At 53.2% G+C, this 18,628-nt stretch carries 17 protein-coding genes; 12 read left to right on the top strand and 5 right to left on the bottom strand.

What is annotated here, in order from left to right; all coding sequences use genetic code 11:
• Positions 1-3: 3 nt before the first annotated feature.
• Positions 4-909: a LysR family transcriptional regulator gene (locus tag CJD38_RS07440; protein ID WP_107939662.1), complete on the bottom strand. Its 906-nt coding sequence runs from the start codon at positions 907-909 to the stop codon at positions 4-6.
• 92 nt (positions 910-1,001) lie between these two features.
• Here CJD38_RS07440 and CJD38_RS07435 point away from each other — a divergent pair, with 92 nt between their 5' ends.
• The 9 genes from CJD38_RS07435 to CJD38_RS07395 all read left to right on the top strand — a co-directional run bounded on the left by CJD38_RS07435 (position 1,002) and on the right by CJD38_RS07395 (position 9,175).
• Positions 1,002-1,703, top strand: coding sequence for a histidine phosphatase family protein (locus CJD38_RS07435; RefSeq protein ID WP_107939661.1), 702 nt, complete (start codon positions 1,002-1,004; stop codon positions 1,701-1,703).
• A gap of 16 nt (positions 1,704-1,719) precedes the next feature.
• Positions 1,720-2,502 (top strand): SDR family oxidoreductase, encoded by a 783-nt coding sequence (locus CJD38_RS07430; protein ID WP_107939660.1) that lies wholly within the window; start codon positions 1,720-1,722, stop codon positions 2,500-2,502.
• A 10-nt stretch (positions 2,503-2,512) separates the two neighbouring features.
• Positions 2,513-3,349: an SDR family NAD(P)-dependent oxidoreductase gene (locus CJD38_RS07425; RefSeq protein WP_107939659.1), complete on the top strand. Its 837-nt coding sequence runs from the start codon at positions 2,513-2,515 to the stop codon at positions 3,347-3,349.
• Positions 3,350-3,367: 18 nt separating this feature from the next.
• On the top strand, positions 3,368-4,435 hold the full coding sequence (locus CJD38_RS07420; RefSeq protein WP_107939658.1) for a phosphotransferase: 1,068 nt from the start codon (positions 3,368-3,370) through the stop codon (positions 4,433-4,435).
• Between the two features lie 134 nt (positions 4,436-4,569).
• The gene (locus tag CJD38_RS07415) at positions 4,570-5,814 is read left to right on the top strand and encodes an acyl-CoA dehydrogenase (RefSeq protein WP_107939657.1); all 1,245 of its coding nucleotides are present in this window, start codon (positions 4,570-4,572) and stop codon (positions 5,812-5,814) included.
• Entirely contained in the window at positions 5,811-6,686 is an 876-nt protein-coding gene (locus CJD38_RS07410; protein ID WP_107939656.1) for an alpha/beta fold hydrolase, read from the top strand. The genes CJD38_RS07415 and CJD38_RS07410 overlap by 4 nt, the downstream gene beginning before the upstream one ends.
• Before the next feature lie 22 nt (positions 6,687-6,708).
• The gene (locus CJD38_RS07405) at positions 6,709-7,722 is read left to right on the top strand and encodes an NADP-dependent oxidoreductase (RefSeq protein ID WP_206362912.1); all 1,014 of its coding nucleotides are present in this window, start codon (positions 6,709-6,711) and stop codon (positions 7,720-7,722) included.
• A gap of 49 nt (positions 7,723-7,771) precedes the next feature.
• Positions 7,772-8,176, top strand: coding sequence for a GFA family protein (locus CJD38_RS07400; protein WP_107939655.1), 405 nt, complete (start codon positions 7,772-7,774; stop codon positions 8,174-8,176).
• An 84-nt stretch (positions 8,177-8,260) separates the two neighbouring features.
• Positions 8,261-9,175, top strand: coding sequence for a DMT family transporter (locus CJD38_RS07395; protein WP_107939654.1), 915 nt, complete (start codon positions 8,261-8,263; stop codon positions 9,173-9,175).
• A gap of 87 nt (positions 9,176-9,262) precedes the next feature.
• On the opposite strand, the gene CJD38_RS07390 is transcribed toward CJD38_RS07395, so the two are convergent.
• On the bottom strand, positions 9,263-9,688 hold the full coding sequence (locus CJD38_RS07390; RefSeq protein WP_107939653.1) for an MAPEG family protein: 426 nt from the start codon (positions 9,686-9,688) through the stop codon (positions 9,263-9,265).
• A 295-nt stretch (positions 9,689-9,983) separates the two neighbouring features.
• Between CJD38_RS07390 and CJD38_RS07385 the strand changes: the two genes are divergently transcribed.
• Together CJD38_RS07385 and CJD38_RS07380 are read left to right on the top strand one after the other, a co-directional pair.
• On the top strand, positions 9,984-11,954 hold the full coding sequence (locus CJD38_RS07385; RefSeq protein WP_107939652.1) for a DUF1302 domain-containing protein: 1,971 nt from the start codon (positions 9,984-9,986) through the stop codon (positions 11,952-11,954).
• A gap of 26 nt (positions 11,955-11,980) precedes the next feature.
• The gene (locus tag CJD38_RS07380) at positions 11,981-13,339 is read left to right on the top strand and encodes a DUF1329 domain-containing protein (protein ID WP_107939651.1); all 1,359 of its coding nucleotides are present in this window, start codon (positions 11,981-11,983) and stop codon (positions 13,337-13,339) included.
• A gap of 113 nt (positions 13,340-13,452) precedes the next feature.
• Here CJD38_RS07380 and CJD38_RS07375 read toward each other — a convergent pair whose 3' ends face one another.
• The 3 genes from CJD38_RS07375 to CJD38_RS07365 form a co-directional block, all read right to left on the bottom strand.
• Complete coding sequence (locus CJD38_RS07375) at positions 13,453-14,868, bottom strand: cellulase family glycosylhydrolase (RefSeq protein ID WP_107939650.1); 1,416 nt, start codon at positions 14,866-14,868, stop codon at positions 13,453-13,455.
• 539 nt (positions 14,869-15,407) lie between these two features.
• Positions 15,408-15,839, bottom strand: a complete 432-nt coding sequence (locus CJD38_RS07370; protein WP_436295532.1) for a DUF2846 domain-containing protein — start codon at positions 15,837-15,839, stop codon at positions 15,408-15,410.
• Positions 15,840-15,960: 121 nt separating this feature from the next.
• Positions 15,961-16,974, bottom strand: a complete 1,014-nt coding sequence (locus CJD38_RS07365; protein ID WP_107939648.1) for an AraC family transcriptional regulator — start codon at positions 16,972-16,974, stop codon at positions 15,961-15,963.
• Between the two features lie 122 nt (positions 16,975-17,096).
• Here CJD38_RS07365 and CJD38_RS07360 point away from each other — a divergent pair, with 122 nt between their 5' ends.
• Positions 17,097-18,584: a flavin-containing monooxygenase gene (locus CJD38_RS07360; RefSeq protein WP_161554181.1), complete on the top strand. Its 1,488-nt coding sequence runs from the start codon at positions 17,097-17,099 to the stop codon at positions 18,582-18,584.
• Positions 18,585-18,628 lie beyond the last annotated feature (44 nt).

The raw sequence follows: 18,628 nt of genomic DNA, 5'->3' as shown, positions 1-18,628 counted from the left end.
GAGCTATTGCTTCTCAAACGATTGGATCAACTGTTCACGGAGCCAGCGATTTGCTGGCTCCGTTTCTGCATTGCCGTGCCAGTAGAGATAAGCGTCCATCGTTGGCATATCAAAGGGCAGGGCGATGATCTGGTTGTCGAACATGGGGCCAGCCACACGCGCGTAGCTTTCAGGCATCGTCAGAATCAGATCGGTCTGACTCACCACGCGACAGGCTGAAAAATAATGCTGGCAACGTAGACGAATGCGACGTTGCAAGCCTTGGCGATCAAGCTCGACGTCTTCAAGTCCCGGGCCTGCGCGGCGTGAGCTGACCAAGATGTGATTCTGCTTGAGGTAGGTCACCAGATTTAATTTTCGCTTCACGCTCGGATGATCTTTGCGTGCAACGACCACCAGTGGATCTAACGCAACGCGTTTGCGCTTCACGCTATCCGTTAAAGGCAACAGCACATCCATCGCGGCATCGATGGTGCCCATCGATAATTCAGATTCCAACTCGCGACGATTGGCGCGTACGACTGCGATCTCAACCTTGGGCGCGAGTTTAGTGACGCGCTGCATGAAGGTGGGAAGTAGAGTGGATTCGAGAACGTCACGCACGGCGATCGTAAAACGCTTCTCTGATGAGGCCGGATCAAACTGACTGGCTTCGTTGAGCGTGATTTCAAGACTGCGCAAAGTACGGCGCAACGGCTCAATCACGCGACGCGCCAGTGGTGTGGGCACCATCGAACGGCCTTCCCGCTCAAATAGCGGATCACCAAACATTTCCCGCAGACGCCCTAGGGCATGACTAATCGCCGGTTGCGTCAGATGCAGTTTCTTGGCGGCAGGGGTGATGCCGCCTTCGGTGTAAATGGCGTCCAGTACGACGAACAGATTGAGGTCGATCCGGTTTAGATGCACGAAACTAATGGATACGTATTAGAACTATTCATTGGATTGATTCTAGGTATAGGCCTAACCTGCTGCAACTCCCCACTTCTTAAATCCGCCTCATGGGACAGATTTACCTCGTGCGCCACGGTCAGGCGTCTTTCGGCGCTACCGACTACGACCAGCTATCCGATCTCGGTGCTGAGCAGGCGCGCATGCTCGGCGGTTGGTTCGCCAACACCGGCATCCAGTTTTCCCACGTGGTGACGGGCGGCATGAAGCGCCATCGTCAGACTGCGGAGGCTTGCTTTACAACGCTGCCTGCACCGTCACCCGATGCGTGGATCACTGAGCGCGGTTTTGATGAATACGATCACGATGATGTGTTGAGTCGTTGCCGTCCGGGATTTGATGAGCCGGGCGCTATTCGCCAGTTCATCGCCAAGAGCAAAGTGCCGCAAGACACCTTCCTGCAAATCTTTGAAGAATCGATGCAGCGTTGGATGGGTGGTGAGCACGATGATGAATATCGTGAATCGTGGCCTGCGTTTCGCGCACGCTGCCACGCGGCGCTGGAGCGTTTGGTCGCCACAGCCGATCCGAAAGGCAACACGGTTGTTTTCACCTCCGGCGGCACCATCGCCACCCTGTGTCAGCCACTGCTGTCTTACCCAGACAAACAAGTCGCAGCGCTGACCTGGAACTTGGTCAACAGCTCTGCCACCAAGCTACTGAATCGCGGCGGTCGCGTTTCACTCAGCACACTCAATAGTCACGTCCACCTTGAACAGGCTGGGCGCGCACACGCCATTACTTATCGTTGAACGGAGTTTCAGTCGAATGGATTCAAGCAACGCAGCCAGCAAACTTTTTGACCTCACTGGCAAAATCGCACTTGTCACCGGCGCCAGCCGTGGCATTGGCGAATCAATCGCCAAGACACTCGCCGCACATGGTGCTCATGTAATCGTGTCGAGCCGCAAGGCGCCAGATTGCGAGCGAGTTGCCGAAGAAATTCGCGCGGCGGGTGGTAATGCAGAAGTGCGTGCTTGTCATATCGGTGAAATGGATCAGGTGCAGAACATCTTTGCCGAGATTGAAGCGGCACACGGACGTTTGGATATCCTCGTGAACAACGCAGCGGCCAATCCTTATTTCGGTTCGATTCTCGATACCGATCTCGGTGCGTTTCAGAAAACCGTTGATGTGAATATTCGCGGCTACTTCTTTATGTGTGCACTCGGCGGAAAGCTGATGAAGAAGAGCGGTGGTGGCAGCATCGTCAATGTGGCTTCTGTGAACGGTGTAATTCCCGGTGATTTCCAAGGCATCTACTCAATAACCAAGGCTTCAGTGATTTCGATGACCAAAGCCTTTGCGAAAGAATGCGCTGGCATGGGCATCCGCGTGAATGCACTGCTGCCCGGCGCAACCGATACCAAGTTCGCATCAGCGCTAGTGAAGAATGAAGCAATTCTGAAACAGGCGATGGCCCATGTGCCGATGCGTCGCGTTGCTGCGCCAGATGAAATGGCAGGTGCCGTGCTTTATCTCGTATCGCCAAGTGCCAGCTACACGACCGGCGCATGTCTGGTGGTGGATGGCGGCTATCTGACGGCATAAGGAAATTGACATGAAAGATCTGAAAAATAAAGTTGCTGTAATCACCGGTGCCGCCAGCGGCTTCGGTCGTGAGCTGGCGATTCTGTGTGCGCAGGAAGGTATGCGCGTGGTGATGACGGACGTTGACGAAAAAGGTCTGCAAGCGACTGACGATCTTCTCAAGCCTTTCAGCGCGGAGACGCTCGTCATGAAGTGCAACGTCGCGGATGCCGCAGAAGTCGAGCGTGTTGCTGTCGCGACTTACGAAAAGTTTGGTGCAGCGCATTTGCTGTTCAATAACGCTGGCGTCGCCACCGCAGGCCCAATGTGGACGACGACACTGGAAGACTGGCAGTGGACGCTCGGCGTGAACTTGATGGGCGTTGTGCATGGCGTACGCAGCTTTGTGCCGCGCATGCTCAAGCAGGGTGATGAGTGCCATGTGGTCAACACGGCGTCGGTTGCGGGCCTGCTCGCTGTGCCTGCATCTAGTGTCTATTGCGTGAGTAAGCACGGGGTGGTGGTGATGTCTGAATGTCTGCATCACGAACTCGAAGCTGCAAAAGCGTCGATCAAGGTTTCTGTGCTGTGCCCAGCTTTCGTTAATACCGGCATTGCCGACGCTGCACGCAATCGTCCGCAGGAATTGGCTGCGACCAGTGCTCAGGCTGCGCCATACGAAGAATATGTGAGACAGGCCACGCGTCGCGGCAAGTTGTCGGCTACGGATATCGCACAAATCACGATGGAAGGCGTCAAGGCTGATCGTTTCTACATCCTTACCCATCCCAAGATCAAAGCGGCGATTGAAACGCGTATGCACGACATTCTCGAAGAGCGCACGCCAACCAGTCCGATGGCGAAATAGAACAATAAGGAGAACGCTATGAGTCAGGATTTCAACGGAACCAAACCCGTCGACGAGCGACAGATGTTTGATGTCGCGCGCCTTGAGCAATATCTGAAAGACAAGGTCGCGGGCTTTGAAGGCCCGCTGACGGTTGAGCAGTTCAAGGGCGGGCAATCGAACCCGACTTTCAAGCTGAAGACGCCCAATAAACATTACGTGTTGCGTCGCAAACCTGCTGGAAAGTTGCTGGCATCAGCGCATGCAGTGGATCGCGAGTACAAGGTCATCACCGCGCTTCAGGGCAGCGATGTGCCTGTCGCCAAAACGCATGTGCTGTGCGAAGACGATAGCGTGATCGGCACCGCGTTCTACGTGATGGACTGCGTCGAAGGCCGCATCATGTGGGATCCGGCATTACCGGGCATGGAGCCTGCCGAGCGCACTGCAATCTTCACCGAAATGAATCGCGTGATGGCAGCGCTGCATAAAGTTGATTACGCAGCTTGTGGCTTGGCTGATTACGGCAAGCCGGGCAATTACTTCATGCGTCAGATTGATCGTTGGACCAAACAGTACCGCGCTTCAGAAACCAAGCGCATCGAGTCGTTTGAAAATCTAATGCTGTGGTTGCCGAAGAACATCCCGACCGGTGATGAGACCAGCATCGTTCATGGCGACTATCGCCTCGACAATATGATTTTCCATCCAACTGAGCCGCGCGTATTGGCGGTGTTGGATTGGGAACTTTCAACGCTGGGTCATCCGCTCGCAGACTTCTCTTATCACTGCATGACCTGGCACATCCCCAAGGGTGTATTCCGCGGGTTGGGCGGTGCCAAGCTTGCTGATCTCGGCATTCCGTCGGAGTCCGAGCATGTCGCTAATTACTGCAAGCGTACTGGTCGCGCACCAATCAATCAGAGCGATTGGGATTTCTACATGGCCTACAACCTGTTCCGCCTCGGTGCGATCCTGCAAGGCATTGCAGGCCGCGTGAAGGACGGCACGGCCGCAAGTGCCCAAGCTAAGGCGATGGGCGATGCTGCAGGACCGTTGGCTGATTTGGGTTGGGCGCAGGTCGAAAAGATTCTCAGCCGTCGTTAATTTCAATTCTCCCTCTCCCCATGCTTTTTATGGGGAGAGGGCCGGGGTGAGGGGCATCGCCATTTGCGCAAACCCCTCACCCTGACCCTCTCCCCGCAAGCGGGGAGAGGGAAACAACTTTCTAGGAGTGCACCATGGATTTCGAATACTCACAAAAAACCAAAGACCTGATGACGCGTCTCAACGCGTTTATGGATCAGCACGTCTATCCGAATGAGAAGACATTCATCGAACAGGTTGCAGAGGGCGATCGCTGGCAGCCAACCAAGATCATGGAAGAGCTGAAGATCAAAGCCAAAGAAGCCGGCTTGTGGAATCTGTTTCTGCCGGAATCCGAGCGCGGCGCAGGTTTGAGCAATCTTGAATACGCACCGCTGTGCGAAATCATGGGCCGCGTGATCTGGGCACCAGAAGTGTTTAACTGCGGCGCGCCAGACACCGGCAATATGGAGGTGCTGGAGCGTTACGGTTCGCCTGAGCACAAAGAGCAATGGCTCAAGCCTTTGCTTAACGGTGAAATCCGTTCTGCCTTTGCAATGACGGAGCCAGACGTTGCTTCATCTGACGCTACCAATATCGAATGCCGCATTCAGCGCGATGGCAATGAATACGTCATCAATGGTCGCAAGTGGTGGACCTCTGGCGCCAACGATCCGCGCTGCAAGATCTTCATCTTGATGGGCAAGACCGATCCGGATAATCCGAGCCGTCACAGTCAGCAGTCGATGATTCTGGTTCCGCGTGACACACCGGGCGTGAAGATATTGCGTCACTTGCCTGTGTTTGGTTACGACGATGCGCCGCATGGTCACGCCGAAATTCTGTTTGATAACGTTCGCGTGCCTGCGAGCAATATTCTGCTCGGCGAAGGTCGTGGTTTTGAAATCGCACAGGGCCGCCTTGGGCCAGGCCGTATTCACCACTGTATGCGCTTGATCGGTTTGGCTGAACGTTCGTTGGAGAAAATGTGCAAGCGTGCACTGACTCGTGTTGCTTTCGGTAAGCCAGTCGCTGCACAGACGGTAACGCTGGAGCGTATCGCGGAATCACGCATCATGATTGATCAGGCTCGCCTGCTCACGCTCAAAGCTGCGTACATGATGGACAAGGTTGGCAACAAGATTGCGGCGAAGGAAATCGCGATGATCAAGGTTGCAGCACCGAACATGGCGCTGCAGGTGATTGATTGGGCAATTCAGGTCCACGGTGCTGGCGGTGTTACTGACGAGTTCGGTTTGTCCTACGCATGGGCGCAAGCACGTACGCTGCGCTTGGCCGATGGTCCGGATGAAGTGCATCGCAATCAGATCGGCAAGATGGAGCTGTCGCGGTACATCACCGCTGATGCGATGAAAGCTTATAGCTCTAGCCGCAAATGATCGCTCACGCGCTCGACAGTTTGCTCAACGCTGGCGGCAATGTGTCGCAAGTGGGCTGGCTGCCGGGCGCGCGTTATCTGAAGACTGCACGTGGTGTTGTGCGTGTTTACGACAGTCGTGGCACAGGTCCTGTTGTGGTGATGGTGCCGGACGGGCCCAACGTGATCGAGCATCACAAGGTTGTCATTGAGTTGCTGACGCCGCATGCACGCGTGGTTTGTTTTGATATGCCGGGCTTTGGGTTTTCTCGTCCGGGCTTGTCGTATGACCACAGTTTGAAAGCAGGTGGCGAAACGGTATTGGCGGTCATGGATGCGTTGGAGATTAAAGAGGCTGCACTGCACTTCAGTTGCGCTAATGGGTTCTACGCATTAGCTGCTGCGCGGATTGCTCCGCATCGCATACGACGTTTGTTGTTGTGTCAGACGCCGGCATTAGAGGGCATGAGCGCTTGGGTACAACGCGTGATTCCATGGCAGGTACGTACGCCAGTGCTGGGACAAGTACTCGTGCGTGCGACACGTCGGCGTGTGGCGCATGGTTGGTACGCGGCATCGCTGCCAGACAAAGACAGTCGCGCGCCGTTCCGTGCAACTGCAGATCACGCGCTCGCGCATGGCGGCTGCTTCTGTCTCGCCGGGGTGGTGCAAGGGTTGATTCGCGCTGATCAAAGAGAGCTTGAAGGTGTGAAGCAGCCGGTCACTTTGCTGTGGGGTGACTCAGACAAGAGTCATCGCAAAACACCTGTCGATTCGCTACTCGCGCTGGTGCCTCACGCACAGATTCAACACTTTCCCGAGTGCGGCCATTTTCCGGACCTCGAACGTCCCAAGCAGTACGCAGAAATTTCTTTAGCCGCGCTGTCGGCCTGATTATTTTTTATTGGAGTCTCACATGACTGACATCATCAATCACCAGATTCGTCTCGCCGCACGTCCTGTTGGCCTGCCCAAGCCGAGCGACTGGAATTTCACTGAAGAGAAAGTAGTTGAGCCTGCGGAAGGGCAGTTGCTGGTTAAGGTGTTGTACCTCTCGCTCGATCCTGCCATGCGTGGTTGGATGAACGATGCCAAGTCTTACATCCCACCTGTTGGCCTTGGTGAAGTGATGCGTGCAGGCGCGATTGGCAAGGTCATCGCCAGCAAGCATCCGAAGTTTGCAGTCGGTGATGAAGTCAGCGGCGCGTTCGGCGTGCAGGAATATGCACTGTCGGATGGCAAGGGTCTGATCAAGGTCAGCAGCAAGCTCGCACCGCTGCCGGTGTATCTCGGCACGCTCGGCATGCCGGGCATGACGGCTTACTTTGGCATTCTCGATGTGGGCGAATTGAAAGAAGGCGATACGGTTGTTGTTTCCGGCGCTGCGGGCGCAGTCGGCACCGTTGTCGGCCAGATTGCCAAGATTAAAGGCTGTCGCGTGATTGGTATTGCCGGTGGCGCAGATAAATGCGAATGGTTGGTAAAAGAGCTCGGCTTTGATGCAGCGATTGATTACAAATCTGAAGACGTCAAAAAGGCCCTCCGCGAACATTGCCCGAAAGGCATGGACGTCTACTTCGACAATGTCGGCGGCGACATCCTCGATGCAGCCCTAACGCAGCTTGCACGCGGCGCACGCATCGTCATCTGCGGTGCGATCTCGCAATACAACAACACCACGCCAGTCAAAGGCCCCAGCAATTACCTCTCGCTACTCGTCAATCGCGCAAGCATGAAAGGCATGGTGGTATTCGACTATGCAGATCGCTATGCCGACGCCGCAAAAGAAATGGCGGGTTGGATGATGGCAGGCAAGCTGAAGTCGCGCGAAGATATCGTCGAAGGCCTCAACACTTTCCCTGACACGCTGCTGAAACTATTCAAGGGCGAGAATACTGGCAAGCTCGTGTTGAAAGTCTCCAAGGACTAAACACCATTGTGTGCTCAGCGTTTAATTCAAATGATCCTGGAGAGATTCCATGCTTAAAACCTATGTGGGGAGTTGCCATTGTGGTGCTGTCCGGTTCGAAGCGGATATTGATTTGAGTTTGGGCACGAACAAATGCAACTGCTCAATCTGCACAAAGACGCGGAACTGGAATGTCATTCTTAAACCCAATGCATTTCGCCTGTTATCAGGCGAGCAGGATTTGAAGGACTACCAGTTCAATCATAAAGTTGGTCATCATCTTTTCTGCGGCAATTGTGGCGTACGTTCTTTCGGTCGAGGTCACGTCAAAGAAATCGGTGGTGATTACGTTGCCGTGCAAGTCGGTGCTCTCGACAATCTTGATCCCGCTGAATTGATTGGAGCGCCTGTCAGATTTGCAGATGGCCGAAACAACAACTGGGGTGCGGTTCCAGCGGAAACGCGACATCTTTAAGAACGGAATGTCTGGGAGCATCTCGCTCCAATTCTTCGCGCGGCTGTCATACTGATTCTCGATTTTACCGGACAGCATCAAGCGATGAGCAGTACAGCAAATCAATCAGGATCGGCAGCGCATTCGTCTCGCGGTGTGCTGCTGTTCATGCTGGGCGTGTTGATGTTCGCTTGCATGGACAGCACGACCAAATATCTGGTCGCGCATTACGAGGCGCCGTTGGTGGTTGCGATTCGCTACATCGTCAACTGCTTATTAATGGTGATTCTGCTCACGCCTAGCCAAGGCAAGGCGCTGGTTCGCACAAAGAGAACCGGTTTGGTTCTGGTACGTGCCGCTTGCCTTGCATCTGCGTCTATTTTTGTCGCCTTGGCCTTTCAGCGCATGCCTGTTGCTGAAGCGACGGGAATTCTGTTTTTGTCGCCCTTGCTGGTAGTGCTTGTTTCTGGACCTTTGCTCGGCGAAAAAGTTGGCGCGTTTGGTTGGATTGCAGCCATCGGCGGGTTCGCAGGCATTTTGCTGATTGCACATCCGGGCTCGGGTATGGATTTCCTTGGAACCGTCTTTGCGCTTTGTGCTGTTGTCGCGACGGGCTGTTACCAACTGCTGTCGCGTGTTCTCGCAACTACGGAGAGCACGATCCCGATGTTGTTCTATACCGCCTTGGTTGGCTCTATTGTCTTTGGTTTGTACTTGCCGTGGTCATGGGGCGGTCCGGCACCGACACCATTACAGCTTCTACTTTTCCTCGCCACGGGTGTTTTAGGTGGATTGGGACATTTTCTATACACCGCCGCGCATCGTGAAGCTCCGGCATCCTTGCTCGCGCCGATGATGTACATACAACTGGTTTGGGCAGGCCTGCTGGGATGGATCGTGTTTGATCATGTGCCTGACACAACCGCCATTCTCGGCATGTGCATCGTTGCCGCATCTGGGCTGATGGTGGCGCTGAAATCGCGTATGGCGCAGCGGACGTTGGCAGAGCCGGTCGAATAATTGGCAATCCCGGGTTTCACCCGGGCTACAAAAAGCCCGCACTGATTGAAGAGTTCAGTGCGGGCTTTTTAGTGCCTACAACATCAATCAGAAAATCAGTCTCGCAGCGTTGTAAATCAAACCGATCAACACCAGCGAAGACAGAAAGAACACCGCAAAGCGCAGTTCAATCTTGTTAATGACCGCCTGCACAAAACTGTGCAGCACGCGCAATCCCACATACGTCCAAGCCAGCGTCAGGTTCATCCCATCGCCTGCGCCAATGATCGCCAGTGTCAGCGCGATCGCATAGAAAATCGTCGGCTGTTCCATCAGATGGTTGTAGTTGTCTGCTTTCCAGCGAACGTTGGCCGGCAGGGTGTTCATCTGCTCGCCACGCGGCGCTTGGGAATCCAGCTTCAGCTTCATCCTTTGAATGGCCGGAATACGTGTGACGTACATCCAGAGCCACATCACCATCGACCAAGCAATGAGGGCAACAACAGGGGCAAGTATTGGGCTGTGCGGGAACATTTGAACTCCTTGTGTTTGAGATGTTTGTGGTGATGTGTAGGCGAGCGTACCGACTGTTTGGGCGCTATGTGCTTTGTCCTGCATGCCGCAACAAAAAATTGTGCAGTGCACTACAAAGCGCAGCAAAAATAAAAGTGTAAATAACGCACAAAAACGGTGCGTTTGCATAAAAAAAGAGTAAAAGTAGTTTGGGACGCATGCGCGTGAGCGTCTACAAGAAGGACTTTTGCTGCACTTTTCAAGACGGCTGCTTGGATTGACCCGCTGTAAAAAGATAATTCTAAGGAGAGAGAAGATGATGATGAAAAGTCGTGCGTTATTGCGATTGGGTGCGGGCTGCTCGTTATTGGCCCTGCCTTTAAGCGCTATGGCATTCCCCTTTGACCTCGGCCCTGTAAAGGGTAGTTTCGACACTACAGTTTCCGTCGGCACGGCAATGCGTATGCAATCACCGGACGGGAACTTGGTTGGCATCGCCAACGGCGGCACTTCACGAACCCCAAATGAAGACGACGGCAACTTAGGTTTTGCCAAACACGATCTTATTTCGGCCACCGCCAAGGCTTCGCACGACATCGAGTTGAAGTGGAAGAACTTCGGCGCCTTCTCTCGCGTCACTTATTTCTACGATGGTATTTCTACGCATGCGCGGCCTCGCGAAGACCGCATGAATGCATTGAACAATCCGACGAGTGATCGTAAAGGTGGCAGTTACGAGCTCGGTCCCGAGGGTCGTGATCGTCTGGGTTCAGAACTCGATTTTCTCGATCTCTTTGCCTATGCCAATTTCAATGTCGGCGGCGTCGGCGTCTCTACACGCTTTGGTAAGCAAGTGGTGAGCTGGGGCGAAAGCACGTTCATCGGTAACAGCATTAATTCAATCAATCCCATCGACGTTTCCAAGATTCGTGCGCCGGGTGCTGAACTCAAAGAAGCGCTGATCCCAACCGCGATGTTGTGGAACTCGCTACAGGTCGGTGGTGGCGTGAGTGTTGAATCGGTGTGGATGACGTCGTATGAAAGCACCCGCATTGATCCACGCGGCTCGTTCTTCTCCACTAATGATTTTCTGTCAGACGATGGCGATAAAGCCTATCTAAGCTTTGGACGTCGTGAAGACGATGGTCATACGCTGCGTAGTCCTATTGCCGCCAATGGCGGTTCGGCAAGTGTTTGGGCTCCACGCGATGCCGGAAGGAAAGTTGCGAGTGCGACCAAGCAGTATGGTTTTGCAGTGCGCTATATGGCGGACTGGCTGCACAGTACCGAGTTGGGTCTCTACTATTTGACGTATCACAGCCGCACGCCTTTGGCTTCGGGTATCGCGGGTGGTGGTACCTCATCACAAAGAGGCACCAATCTGCTGACGCAAGGTTTGCCAACGTGCTCGTCGCAAGCAACGCCGACAGCACCTTGTCGCGGAACGTATTTCAGCGAGTATCCCTCCAACATCAATCTGTATGGCCTGAGCTTTAATACGACGGGCCCTATCGGTATTGCTTTGCAGGGTGAGTATTCTTACCGTCCCAACATGCCTTTGCAGTTAGCTTCACCAGAGCTGTTGCTGGCTGCCTTGGGTGTGCCAAGCACTGTGAGCGCAACGCCGATAGCAGCGGGTAGCTATATCAAGGGTTATCGTCGTGTCGGCATGCATCAGGCGCAGGCGACGGCAACCAAATTGTTTGGCCCAACGTTTGGTGCTCAGCAGTTCACGATGGTCGGTGAAGTGGGTGCGACTCATCTCAATCTACCTGACAAGCTGAAGTTCAATGGCCCGGGCGTAGCGCTTCCTTCTTGCAGCGTATTCAGAACGCTGCCTGCTGGATCTCAGCTCGGTGTTTCGGGCGGGTCTTGCCAAGAAGAAGTGGGCGGCGGTTATGCCACCAAAGATTCTTGGGGCTATCGCATCGTCAGCCGCTTGGATTATGAAAATGCTATTGGTGCAGCACAGCTTTCGCCACGCATTATTTTTGCGCATGACGTAGCAGGCGTAGGTCCGAGCTTTAATCGCGATACTAAGGCGATCACTTTTGGTCTGGCGCTTAACTATCTACAGCGCTGGCAGGCTGATATCGGCTACACCACTTTCCAAGGCGGTCGCGTATTTGCAGGAACAGATGCAGTTCCTCCAGGAACCGTTCTTGCTGCTGGCCCACCGCCAACGTTTGTGCCGGGTGACTCGACTCAATCAGCTTCATTTGCGACGGGCTCTAACCAAAGCAAGGATCGCGATTTCCTCGCCGTCAGCGTTTCCTACGCATTTTAAATCGATAAGAATTCGGAGAAATTATTATGCGCAAACCATTATTTATCGCCACGCTTTTAGCGGCGACTTTAGGAGCAACGGCTGCACAAGCCGCTGTCTCCGCTGCTGATGCTGAAAAGCTTGGTTCAACCTTGACGCCGATGGGCGCGGAGAAAGCAGGCAACGCTGCAGGCACTATTCCGGCATGGACAGGTGGACAAACCACTGCGCCTGCTGGCTTCAAACCCGGCGGTCATTATCCTGATCCGTTTGCTGCGGACACTGTGCAGTTCACGATCAGCTCAGCAAATATGGATAAGTACAAAGACAATCTCAGCCCCGGTCAGATTGCGCTGATGAAGCGTTATCCCGATTGGAAAATGAATGTCTTTCCAACGCGTCGCAGCGCTGCGTATCCAGCAGGGATCTATGCTGAGACGAAAGCCAACGCCACCAAGGTAAAACTAGTTTCTGGTGGTAACGGTTTCGAAGGCACCACCGGCGGCATTGCATTCCCAATTCCGCAAAGCGGTTTGGAAGTGATCTGGAATCACCTGACGTCTTACAAGGGTGATACCTATGCCACTTCATGGGGGCAGGCGCCTGTTACTGCGAGCGGTGACTACAACTTGGTGAAGTTCGATTATGAGTATGACTTTATCTACGGCAATCAGAAGAAGACAGCAGCTCAGCGTGCGGACAATCAACTGTTCTACTTCTTGCAGGTGATCACCGAGCCGCCACGTTTAGCGGGCGGCATCTTGCTGGTGTACGACTACGCAGACCAAGTGAAAGAACCGCGTAAGGCTTGGACGTATAACCCCGGACAGCGCCGCGTTCGTTTGGCGCCAACGGTGTCTTACGACAACCCGGGCACCGCGTCTGATGGCCTGCGTACGACAGACGATTTCTTCATGTTTAACGGTGCAACCGATCGTTACGATTGGAAGCTGGTTGGCAAGAAGGAAATGTATGTTCCGTACAACAGCTACAAGATCAACGGCCCCAGCTTAAAGACGAAAGATGTGTTGAAAGTGGGTCACGTCAATCCTGACCCAGCACGTTATGAGTTGCATCGCGTCTGGGTGGTAGAAGCCACACTCAAGGGCGGTACCTCGCATCTCTACAAGCGCCGCACGATGTATCTGGACGAAGATAGCTGGACGATTCTGGTTGCCGACAAGTACGACAACCGTGATCAGCTCTGGCGCGTTGATGAATTGCACACCACGCAGTACTACGATGTTCCATTCCTCGCGCCGGGTCTCGAAGTGCATCATGACTTGCAGTCGGGTCGCTACATTGCGCTGTCACTGCGCAATGAAGAGAAAACCGTTTACACGCCGATTAATCGCACCCCGGCAGATTTCTCACCAGATGCGCTACGCAGCAAAGGCACGCGATAAAGTTTTAAGCTTTGTAAAAAGGGCCGACATAATGTCGGCCCTTTTTTTGTACAGGATGTGCGGTATGTAGGCGGAGGTGGGGATGCCTAAGAGCCGACAGATGAGCGATGATTTTACTCAATGTACTGAGGGGATTCCGTCAGCAGGACCGTTGGTGGAATACCGAGAATTGATATTAGTGATGTGCGAGTGCCGAGCATGCCTACAGAAGTTGTGGGGGTGAGTGGACTGCCACTTGGTTTAGGCGACGTTAGGTGCGGAATATCGCGTGTCCACATAACTAGCCGATAGCGACCGCTAGCGTTCTTGAAAAGTAGGGCGTAATCAAGTGGATTGGACAAGGTAATTCTGGATTGGAGTTCGTAACCAGCCAATTCTGTCGACATTGTCTTCAGCGCGGTATATGAAGGTTTTGCAAGAGAAGGTGCGTTGCTGTTCAACGTCACGGCTGAAACCAAGCCGTAGTTTTTTTCGTTATCAAAAGGATCGATCCCGTTATCTTTCCAGTTGTACCAAATGCTAATAGGAATATTGTTTGCAAGGTTGGTTAATTGCTGGCGTACGACAAGCGCCGCTTGAACCATAGACGTTACGCCGTAGCTGACGAGAGGTGCCGAGTAGTAGCCCCATTCACCGCTAATAATCGGTAGCGTGCCTGTGCCAACAGGCGTATTCATCATCTCGCGCAATGTGATGTAGTCATCGGCTACGGTTTCTGGATTGCCTGTTGTCGTAGCGCCAGCTCTATATGGGTGAACGCTGATCGCATCCAAGCATGAGCGTAGGTTCGAGTTTGGATCGAGAAGTTTCTCCATATAAGTTTTTCCGGCAATTGAAACTTGCTGTGTGCTTTGCGGGTTGGTCGCGGAAAAATTCAACTTGGACAGCGCAGGCCCAACGATTGTGGCGTTCGGCGTGACGCTGCGAATAGCTGTACAAGTTGCCACTGCTAGCTCTAAATACTGCTCGACGGGAGTTTTTGAAGAACCTGCTACTGGGTACCAAAAAGTAGCCAAATTGGGCTCGTTCCATATTTCCCAAATGATCCGTGGGTTCGTTGGAAATCTATGCGGATCATCGAAATGACTTACTGCAGCAGCAGCCCAGTTAGAAAAGGCGGCAATGCTATTTGTGTGCTGTGGTGAATAAAGCTTTGAACACTCAGTGCCCGAAGGAACAGCGCAAATTTCGTACTTAGGATGGGAATGATGCAAGATGAAATATGGCCGTATGCCGTTTTGAATCATGCTGTCTACGATGTTCTCGTAGGCGCTCCAGTCATACCAGATATTTCCTTGCTCAGTTCGTTTCTCAATCAGATCCCACGCGAAATCCATTCTGGCAAATTTAATGCCGGCAGCTGCCATCATGGGCATGTCTGTTTTGAATGCCTCAATGCTTGGACCCGTCGCGGTGAATGTAACGTTTACGCCAACGCTATTTGACACCGACGGTGTTGGTAAGTCCGCGCAAAAGGCGGATGAAGATAACAGACCAATCGCGATAGCCTGGAAAATTTTTCCTTCCATGTCGTTTCCCCTCAAGATTTTTGTGGATTTATTTATGCAAGCACTCTAGGTGGGCTTGTCGTAAATCTATTTGACGTAAATGCAGGTTTCTCTTAACTGTAAGCCGCCCGACTTTACCGCATCAATGATGTCCGGTGCGAAACGCGTGGGGCGAAACATTCTTCCATCGCTTGAGGGCATGAATACAGCTGGCCGGTTCTGAGTAGCTCCAGCACATCGAGATTTCTTCAATCTTCACACCCGGCATGCGCAGATACTCCTCAGCCAACATTTGTCGCACTTCTTCACGGCTTGCAGTCGGGCCGCTACATTGCGCTGTCACTGCGCAATGAAGAGAAAACCGTCTACACGCCGATTAATCGCACTCCGGCAGATTTCTCACCAGACGCTCTACGCAGCAAAGGCACGCGATAAAGTTTTAAGCTTTGTAAAAAGGGCCGACATAATGTCGGCCCTTTTTTTGTATAAAAAAGAAGAGCCAAGCTTGAATGTCTCAAGCTTGGCTCTGCTCTATGCGACTTTTTTACTGTAGCAAAGTGCTATTGAACCAGTTTGCACTCATCTACGCCGGCTTTGCCTGTTGATTCATCAACTAGCTGTAGCTTCGATCCGCCAGAAATCATGCCCATCTTTACTTCTTGCCATACAAAGTAATTTTGTCCGGCTTGTGCATTGACGGTTAAGGAACCCTCTCCCTGCGAGGTCAGTACATGTGATCCTGGATTTACCTGACGGTAGATGTAAGTTTTTGATGCAGTTTCGCCAACCTGAGCGCCATCTAGCGTTACAGGCATCTTCAGCGCTGCACCTAAGGTTTCGTTGCGATAAACATAGATATTGGCTTGGCCTGGCGCGGCGCGATAGGCCTTTGCAGTTGTGTCTGCCTGAGGCGATGCCATTGGAACAGACGCGCAACCTGTGACAAGGACGGACAACGTCAACGATGTAGCGATAATAAATTTTTTCAACACAGAATCTCTCCCTTTTTTATGGAACATCGATTAATTGGGGCAAACTCTAAAGCATTTAATTCTTGGAGAGAATAGGTTTCACTTGGAAATAGGGCGCGTAAAGAAAATAGAGTTGTGGGATTTACTGCCCGGCGCGGAAGGCGTGAGGCGAAACATTCTTCCAGCGTTTAAATGCGTGGATAAAACTGGCTGGCTCTGAGTAACCAAGCCGCATCGAGATTTCTTCAATCTTCATGCCCGGCATGCGCAGATATTCTTCCGCCAGCATTTGTCGAACTTCTTCAACCAGTGCACGGAAGGTGGTGCCTTCTTCTTCCAGCCGACGGCGCAGACTGCGCACGGCCAGATGCATCTCTTCTGAGACCTGTTCAATGCCGGGCATTTCGCTGGGCGCTTTGAGCAGACGATCACGCACACGACCCGCGACGCCAGTGCGTATGCGCCGCTTTTCCAGCAACTGTCTGCATTGATCAAGGCAGAGTCGCGCCATGTCGCTGTCGCTTTGCGGCAATGGTTCGTCGATATGAGCGGAGTTGAACGTGATGATGTTGTCTTGCGTTTCGTATTGCGGCTCAACGCCGCAGAGATCGCGATAGCGTTCTCCGTAAGCCGGGCGCTTGCAGCGGAAGGTCGCACTGATCACAGGTAGCAGGTCAGGGCGTATTTCACGCATGACATTGCCCCAAGCGGCGAAATCGCGCTCAAACAAAAACTGTCGCACGTCTTCAGGAATATGCGTTTCTTCTATGCGGAGTTCATACACCTTGTCGCTGACCACGCCTGGCTTGAAGCGGACGAAGGCGTAGCTCAGATCTAGATAGTTCTCGGCGGTGGTGAACATATTGCGAAGGTTGACGCTGGTGAGCAGCGCAAAGCCGAAGATGCCGTAAGACGAAAGATTGTATTGAGCGCCAGCGTCGAGCCCGATGCCGGGGATGTGGCCGATCTCTTTGACGATGTTACGGACTAACTGCAATTCCTGCGAAGCGAGAATTTCAGTGTTGGGATTGGCCAGTGTTGCTTCATCGATTCCGGTGTCGCGCAGGCAGGTCGCCAGCGTTACGCCGTGGCCCGCGGCAAAGCGCGCCTGCAGTTGCATGCTGAGAACGGGACGGCGGACTTCGGAAATCGGCATAACCCATCGGGATGACTATAGACTGGCCTCGATTATCAATCGAATGGCTGCTACCGTCATCCCCTAACGATGGCGGAGTGGTCATTATCTGGCCTCATCAGTACCCCAACTCGGTAATTCAGATGGCTAATCAGGCAAACAACAGCTGCAAGGTCGCGATCATTGGCTCAGGCTTCGGCGGTCTTGGCATGGCGTATTCGCTGCGCAAATCGGGTATCGACTCAATTGTGATTCTTGAAAAAGCCGATGACCTTGGTGGCACTTGGCGTGAGAACACTTATCCGGGCTGCGGCTGCGACGTGCCTTCGCACTTCTACTCATACTCGTTCGAATCTCATTATTCATGGGAATGGCGCTACGCCAAGCAGAGCGAGATTCTGAAATATCAGCACCACATTGCAAGCAAATACGATCTCGAAAAACACATTCGCTATCGCACCGAAGTAACGAGCACTGCGTATGACGATGCACGCGCCGTGTGGGTGCTGCAGATGAAAGATGGCAGCACGCTGGAGGCAGAGAGCGTGGTTAGTGCTGTCGGCCAGTTGCACCAAGCGGCGTACCCAAAGATTGCGGGTCGCGAAAAATTCAAAGGCGCGGCTTTCCACTCAGCGCATTGGGATCACAGTTTCGATCTCAAAGATAAAAAAGTTGCAGTGATTGGTAGCGGTGCGAGCGCCGTGCAGTTCCTCCCGGAGATTGCGAAAACGGTGAAATCGCTTGAGCTGTTCCAGCGCTCACCCGGTTGGACTTTCCCCAAGGCTGAGAAAAAGCTGTCGAACTTCGAGCTCTGGTTGTTCAACACATTTCCGATTCTGCATACGCTTGATCGTCTACGCATCTTCTTGTTCATCGAAACGCTGGCCAAGGCTTACAACGGCAACAAACCTTTGTTGTGGCTGGTAACGGCACTCTCCAAACTGCAAATGCGTTGGCAGGTGCGTGATCCGGAATTGCGTAAAAAGCTCACGCCGGAATTCGCGATTGGTTGTAAACGCCTTCTGCTCAGCAACGATTGGTTGCCAGCGTTGACGCGTTCTAATGTGGATGTGGTCGTTGATGCAGTCACCGAAATAACCGAGACCGGTGTGCGCACCGCAGACGGCAAGTTGCATGAAGTCGATGCCATCATCTACGGCACCGGCTTTGCTGCGACGCAGTTCCTCACGCCAATGCGGGTGACCGGCCGCAACGGTCGCGATTTGCATACCGATTGGGCGAAGGGCGCTTCCGCTTATCTGGGCATGGCGATTTCTGGCTATCCGAATTTCTATGTGTTGTACGGTCCTAACACCAACGTTGGCGCTGGCTCAATCATCTTCATGTTGGAGCAGCAGCAGAACTACATCGCCAAGTTGATGAAGCAGCGTGTGCAGAATAACTGGCGCAGCATTGAAGTGACTGCAGCAGCGCAGGCTCGCTACAAGAACGAAATGGATTCCCGCAGTGCTGAAACCACGTACTCAGGCGATTGCCAGAGTTGGTACAAAACCGCTGAGGGCGTCAACACCAACAACTGGGTTGGCTCCATGGTGGAGTTCCGCCGCCGTTGCGCGGAACCAATCGCCGAAGATTTTCAGAGCGAGAAAGCTTCTACTGCAGCGGCGTGAGGCAAAGCGGTTTGGCGTTGAGACAAAATCAAAACTAGATATGG

The sequence above is a fragment of the Stenotrophobium rhamnosiphilum genome (assembly GCF_003052265.1).
Classification (GTDB): domain Bacteria; phylum Pseudomonadota; class Gammaproteobacteria; order Nevskiales; family Nevskiaceae; genus Stenotrophobium; species Stenotrophobium rhamnosiphilum.
The sequence above is the reverse complement of the archived record's forward strand: the minus strand, read 5'-3'. Positions and strand labels throughout refer to the sequence as shown.

What these genes read in the sequence shown, in the direction of transcription:
- CJD38_RS07375 (WP_107939650.1), bottom strand. Translation starts at nt 14,868, where the DNA reads ATGGAAGGAAAAATTTTCCAGGCTATCGCGATTGGTCTGTTATCTTCA.
- CJD38_RS07385 (WP_107939652.1), top strand. Translation starts at nt 9,984, where the DNA reads ATGATGATGAAAAGTCGTGCGTTATTGCGATTGGGTGCGGGCTGCTCG.
- CJD38_RS07365 (WP_107939648.1), bottom strand. Translation starts at nt 16,974, where the DNA reads ATGCCGATTTCCGAAGTCCGCCGTCCCGTTCTCAGCATGCAACTGCAG.
- CJD38_RS07405 (WP_206362912.1), top strand. Translation starts at nt 6,709, where the DNA reads ATGACTGACATCATCAATCACCAGATTCGTCTCGCCGCACGTCCTGTT.
- CJD38_RS07380 (WP_107939651.1), top strand. Translation starts at nt 11,981, where the DNA reads ATGCGCAAACCATTATTTATCGCCACGCTTTTAGCGGCGACTTTAGGA.
- CJD38_RS07425 (WP_107939659.1), top strand. Translation starts at nt 2,513, where the DNA reads ATGAAAGATCTGAAAAATAAAGTTGCTGTAATCACCGGTGCCGCCAGC.
- CJD38_RS07395 (WP_107939654.1), top strand. Translation starts at nt 8,261, where the DNA reads ATGAGCAGTACAGCAAATCAATCAGGATCGGCAGCGCATTCGTCTCGC.
- CJD38_RS07430 (WP_107939660.1), top strand. Translation starts at nt 1,720, where the DNA reads ATGGATTCAAGCAACGCAGCCAGCAAACTTTTTGACCTCACTGGCAAA.
- CJD38_RS07400 (WP_107939655.1), top strand. Translation starts at nt 7,772, where the DNA reads ATGCTTAAAACCTATGTGGGGAGTTGCCATTGTGGTGCTGTCCGGTTC.
- CJD38_RS07390 (WP_107939653.1), bottom strand. Translation starts at nt 9,688, where the DNA reads ATGTTCCCGCACAGCCCAATACTTGCCCCTGTTGTTGCCCTCATTGCT.
- CJD38_RS07435 (WP_107939661.1), top strand. Translation starts at nt 1,002, where the DNA reads ATGGGACAGATTTACCTCGTGCGCCACGGTCAGGCGTCTTTCGGCGCT.
- CJD38_RS07415 (WP_107939657.1), top strand. Translation starts at nt 4,570, where the DNA reads ATGGATTTCGAATACTCACAAAAAACCAAAGACCTGATGACGCGTCTC.
- CJD38_RS07420 (WP_107939658.1), top strand. Translation starts at nt 3,368, where the DNA reads ATGAGTCAGGATTTCAACGGAACCAAACCCGTCGACGAGCGACAGATG.
- CJD38_RS07410 (WP_107939656.1), top strand. Translation starts at nt 5,811, where the DNA reads ATGATCGCTCACGCGCTCGACAGTTTGCTCAACGCTGGCGGCAATGTG.
- CJD38_RS07360 (WP_161554181.1), top strand. Translation starts at nt 17,097, where the DNA reads ATGGCTAATCAGGCAAACAACAGCTGCAAGGTCGCGATCATTGGCTCA.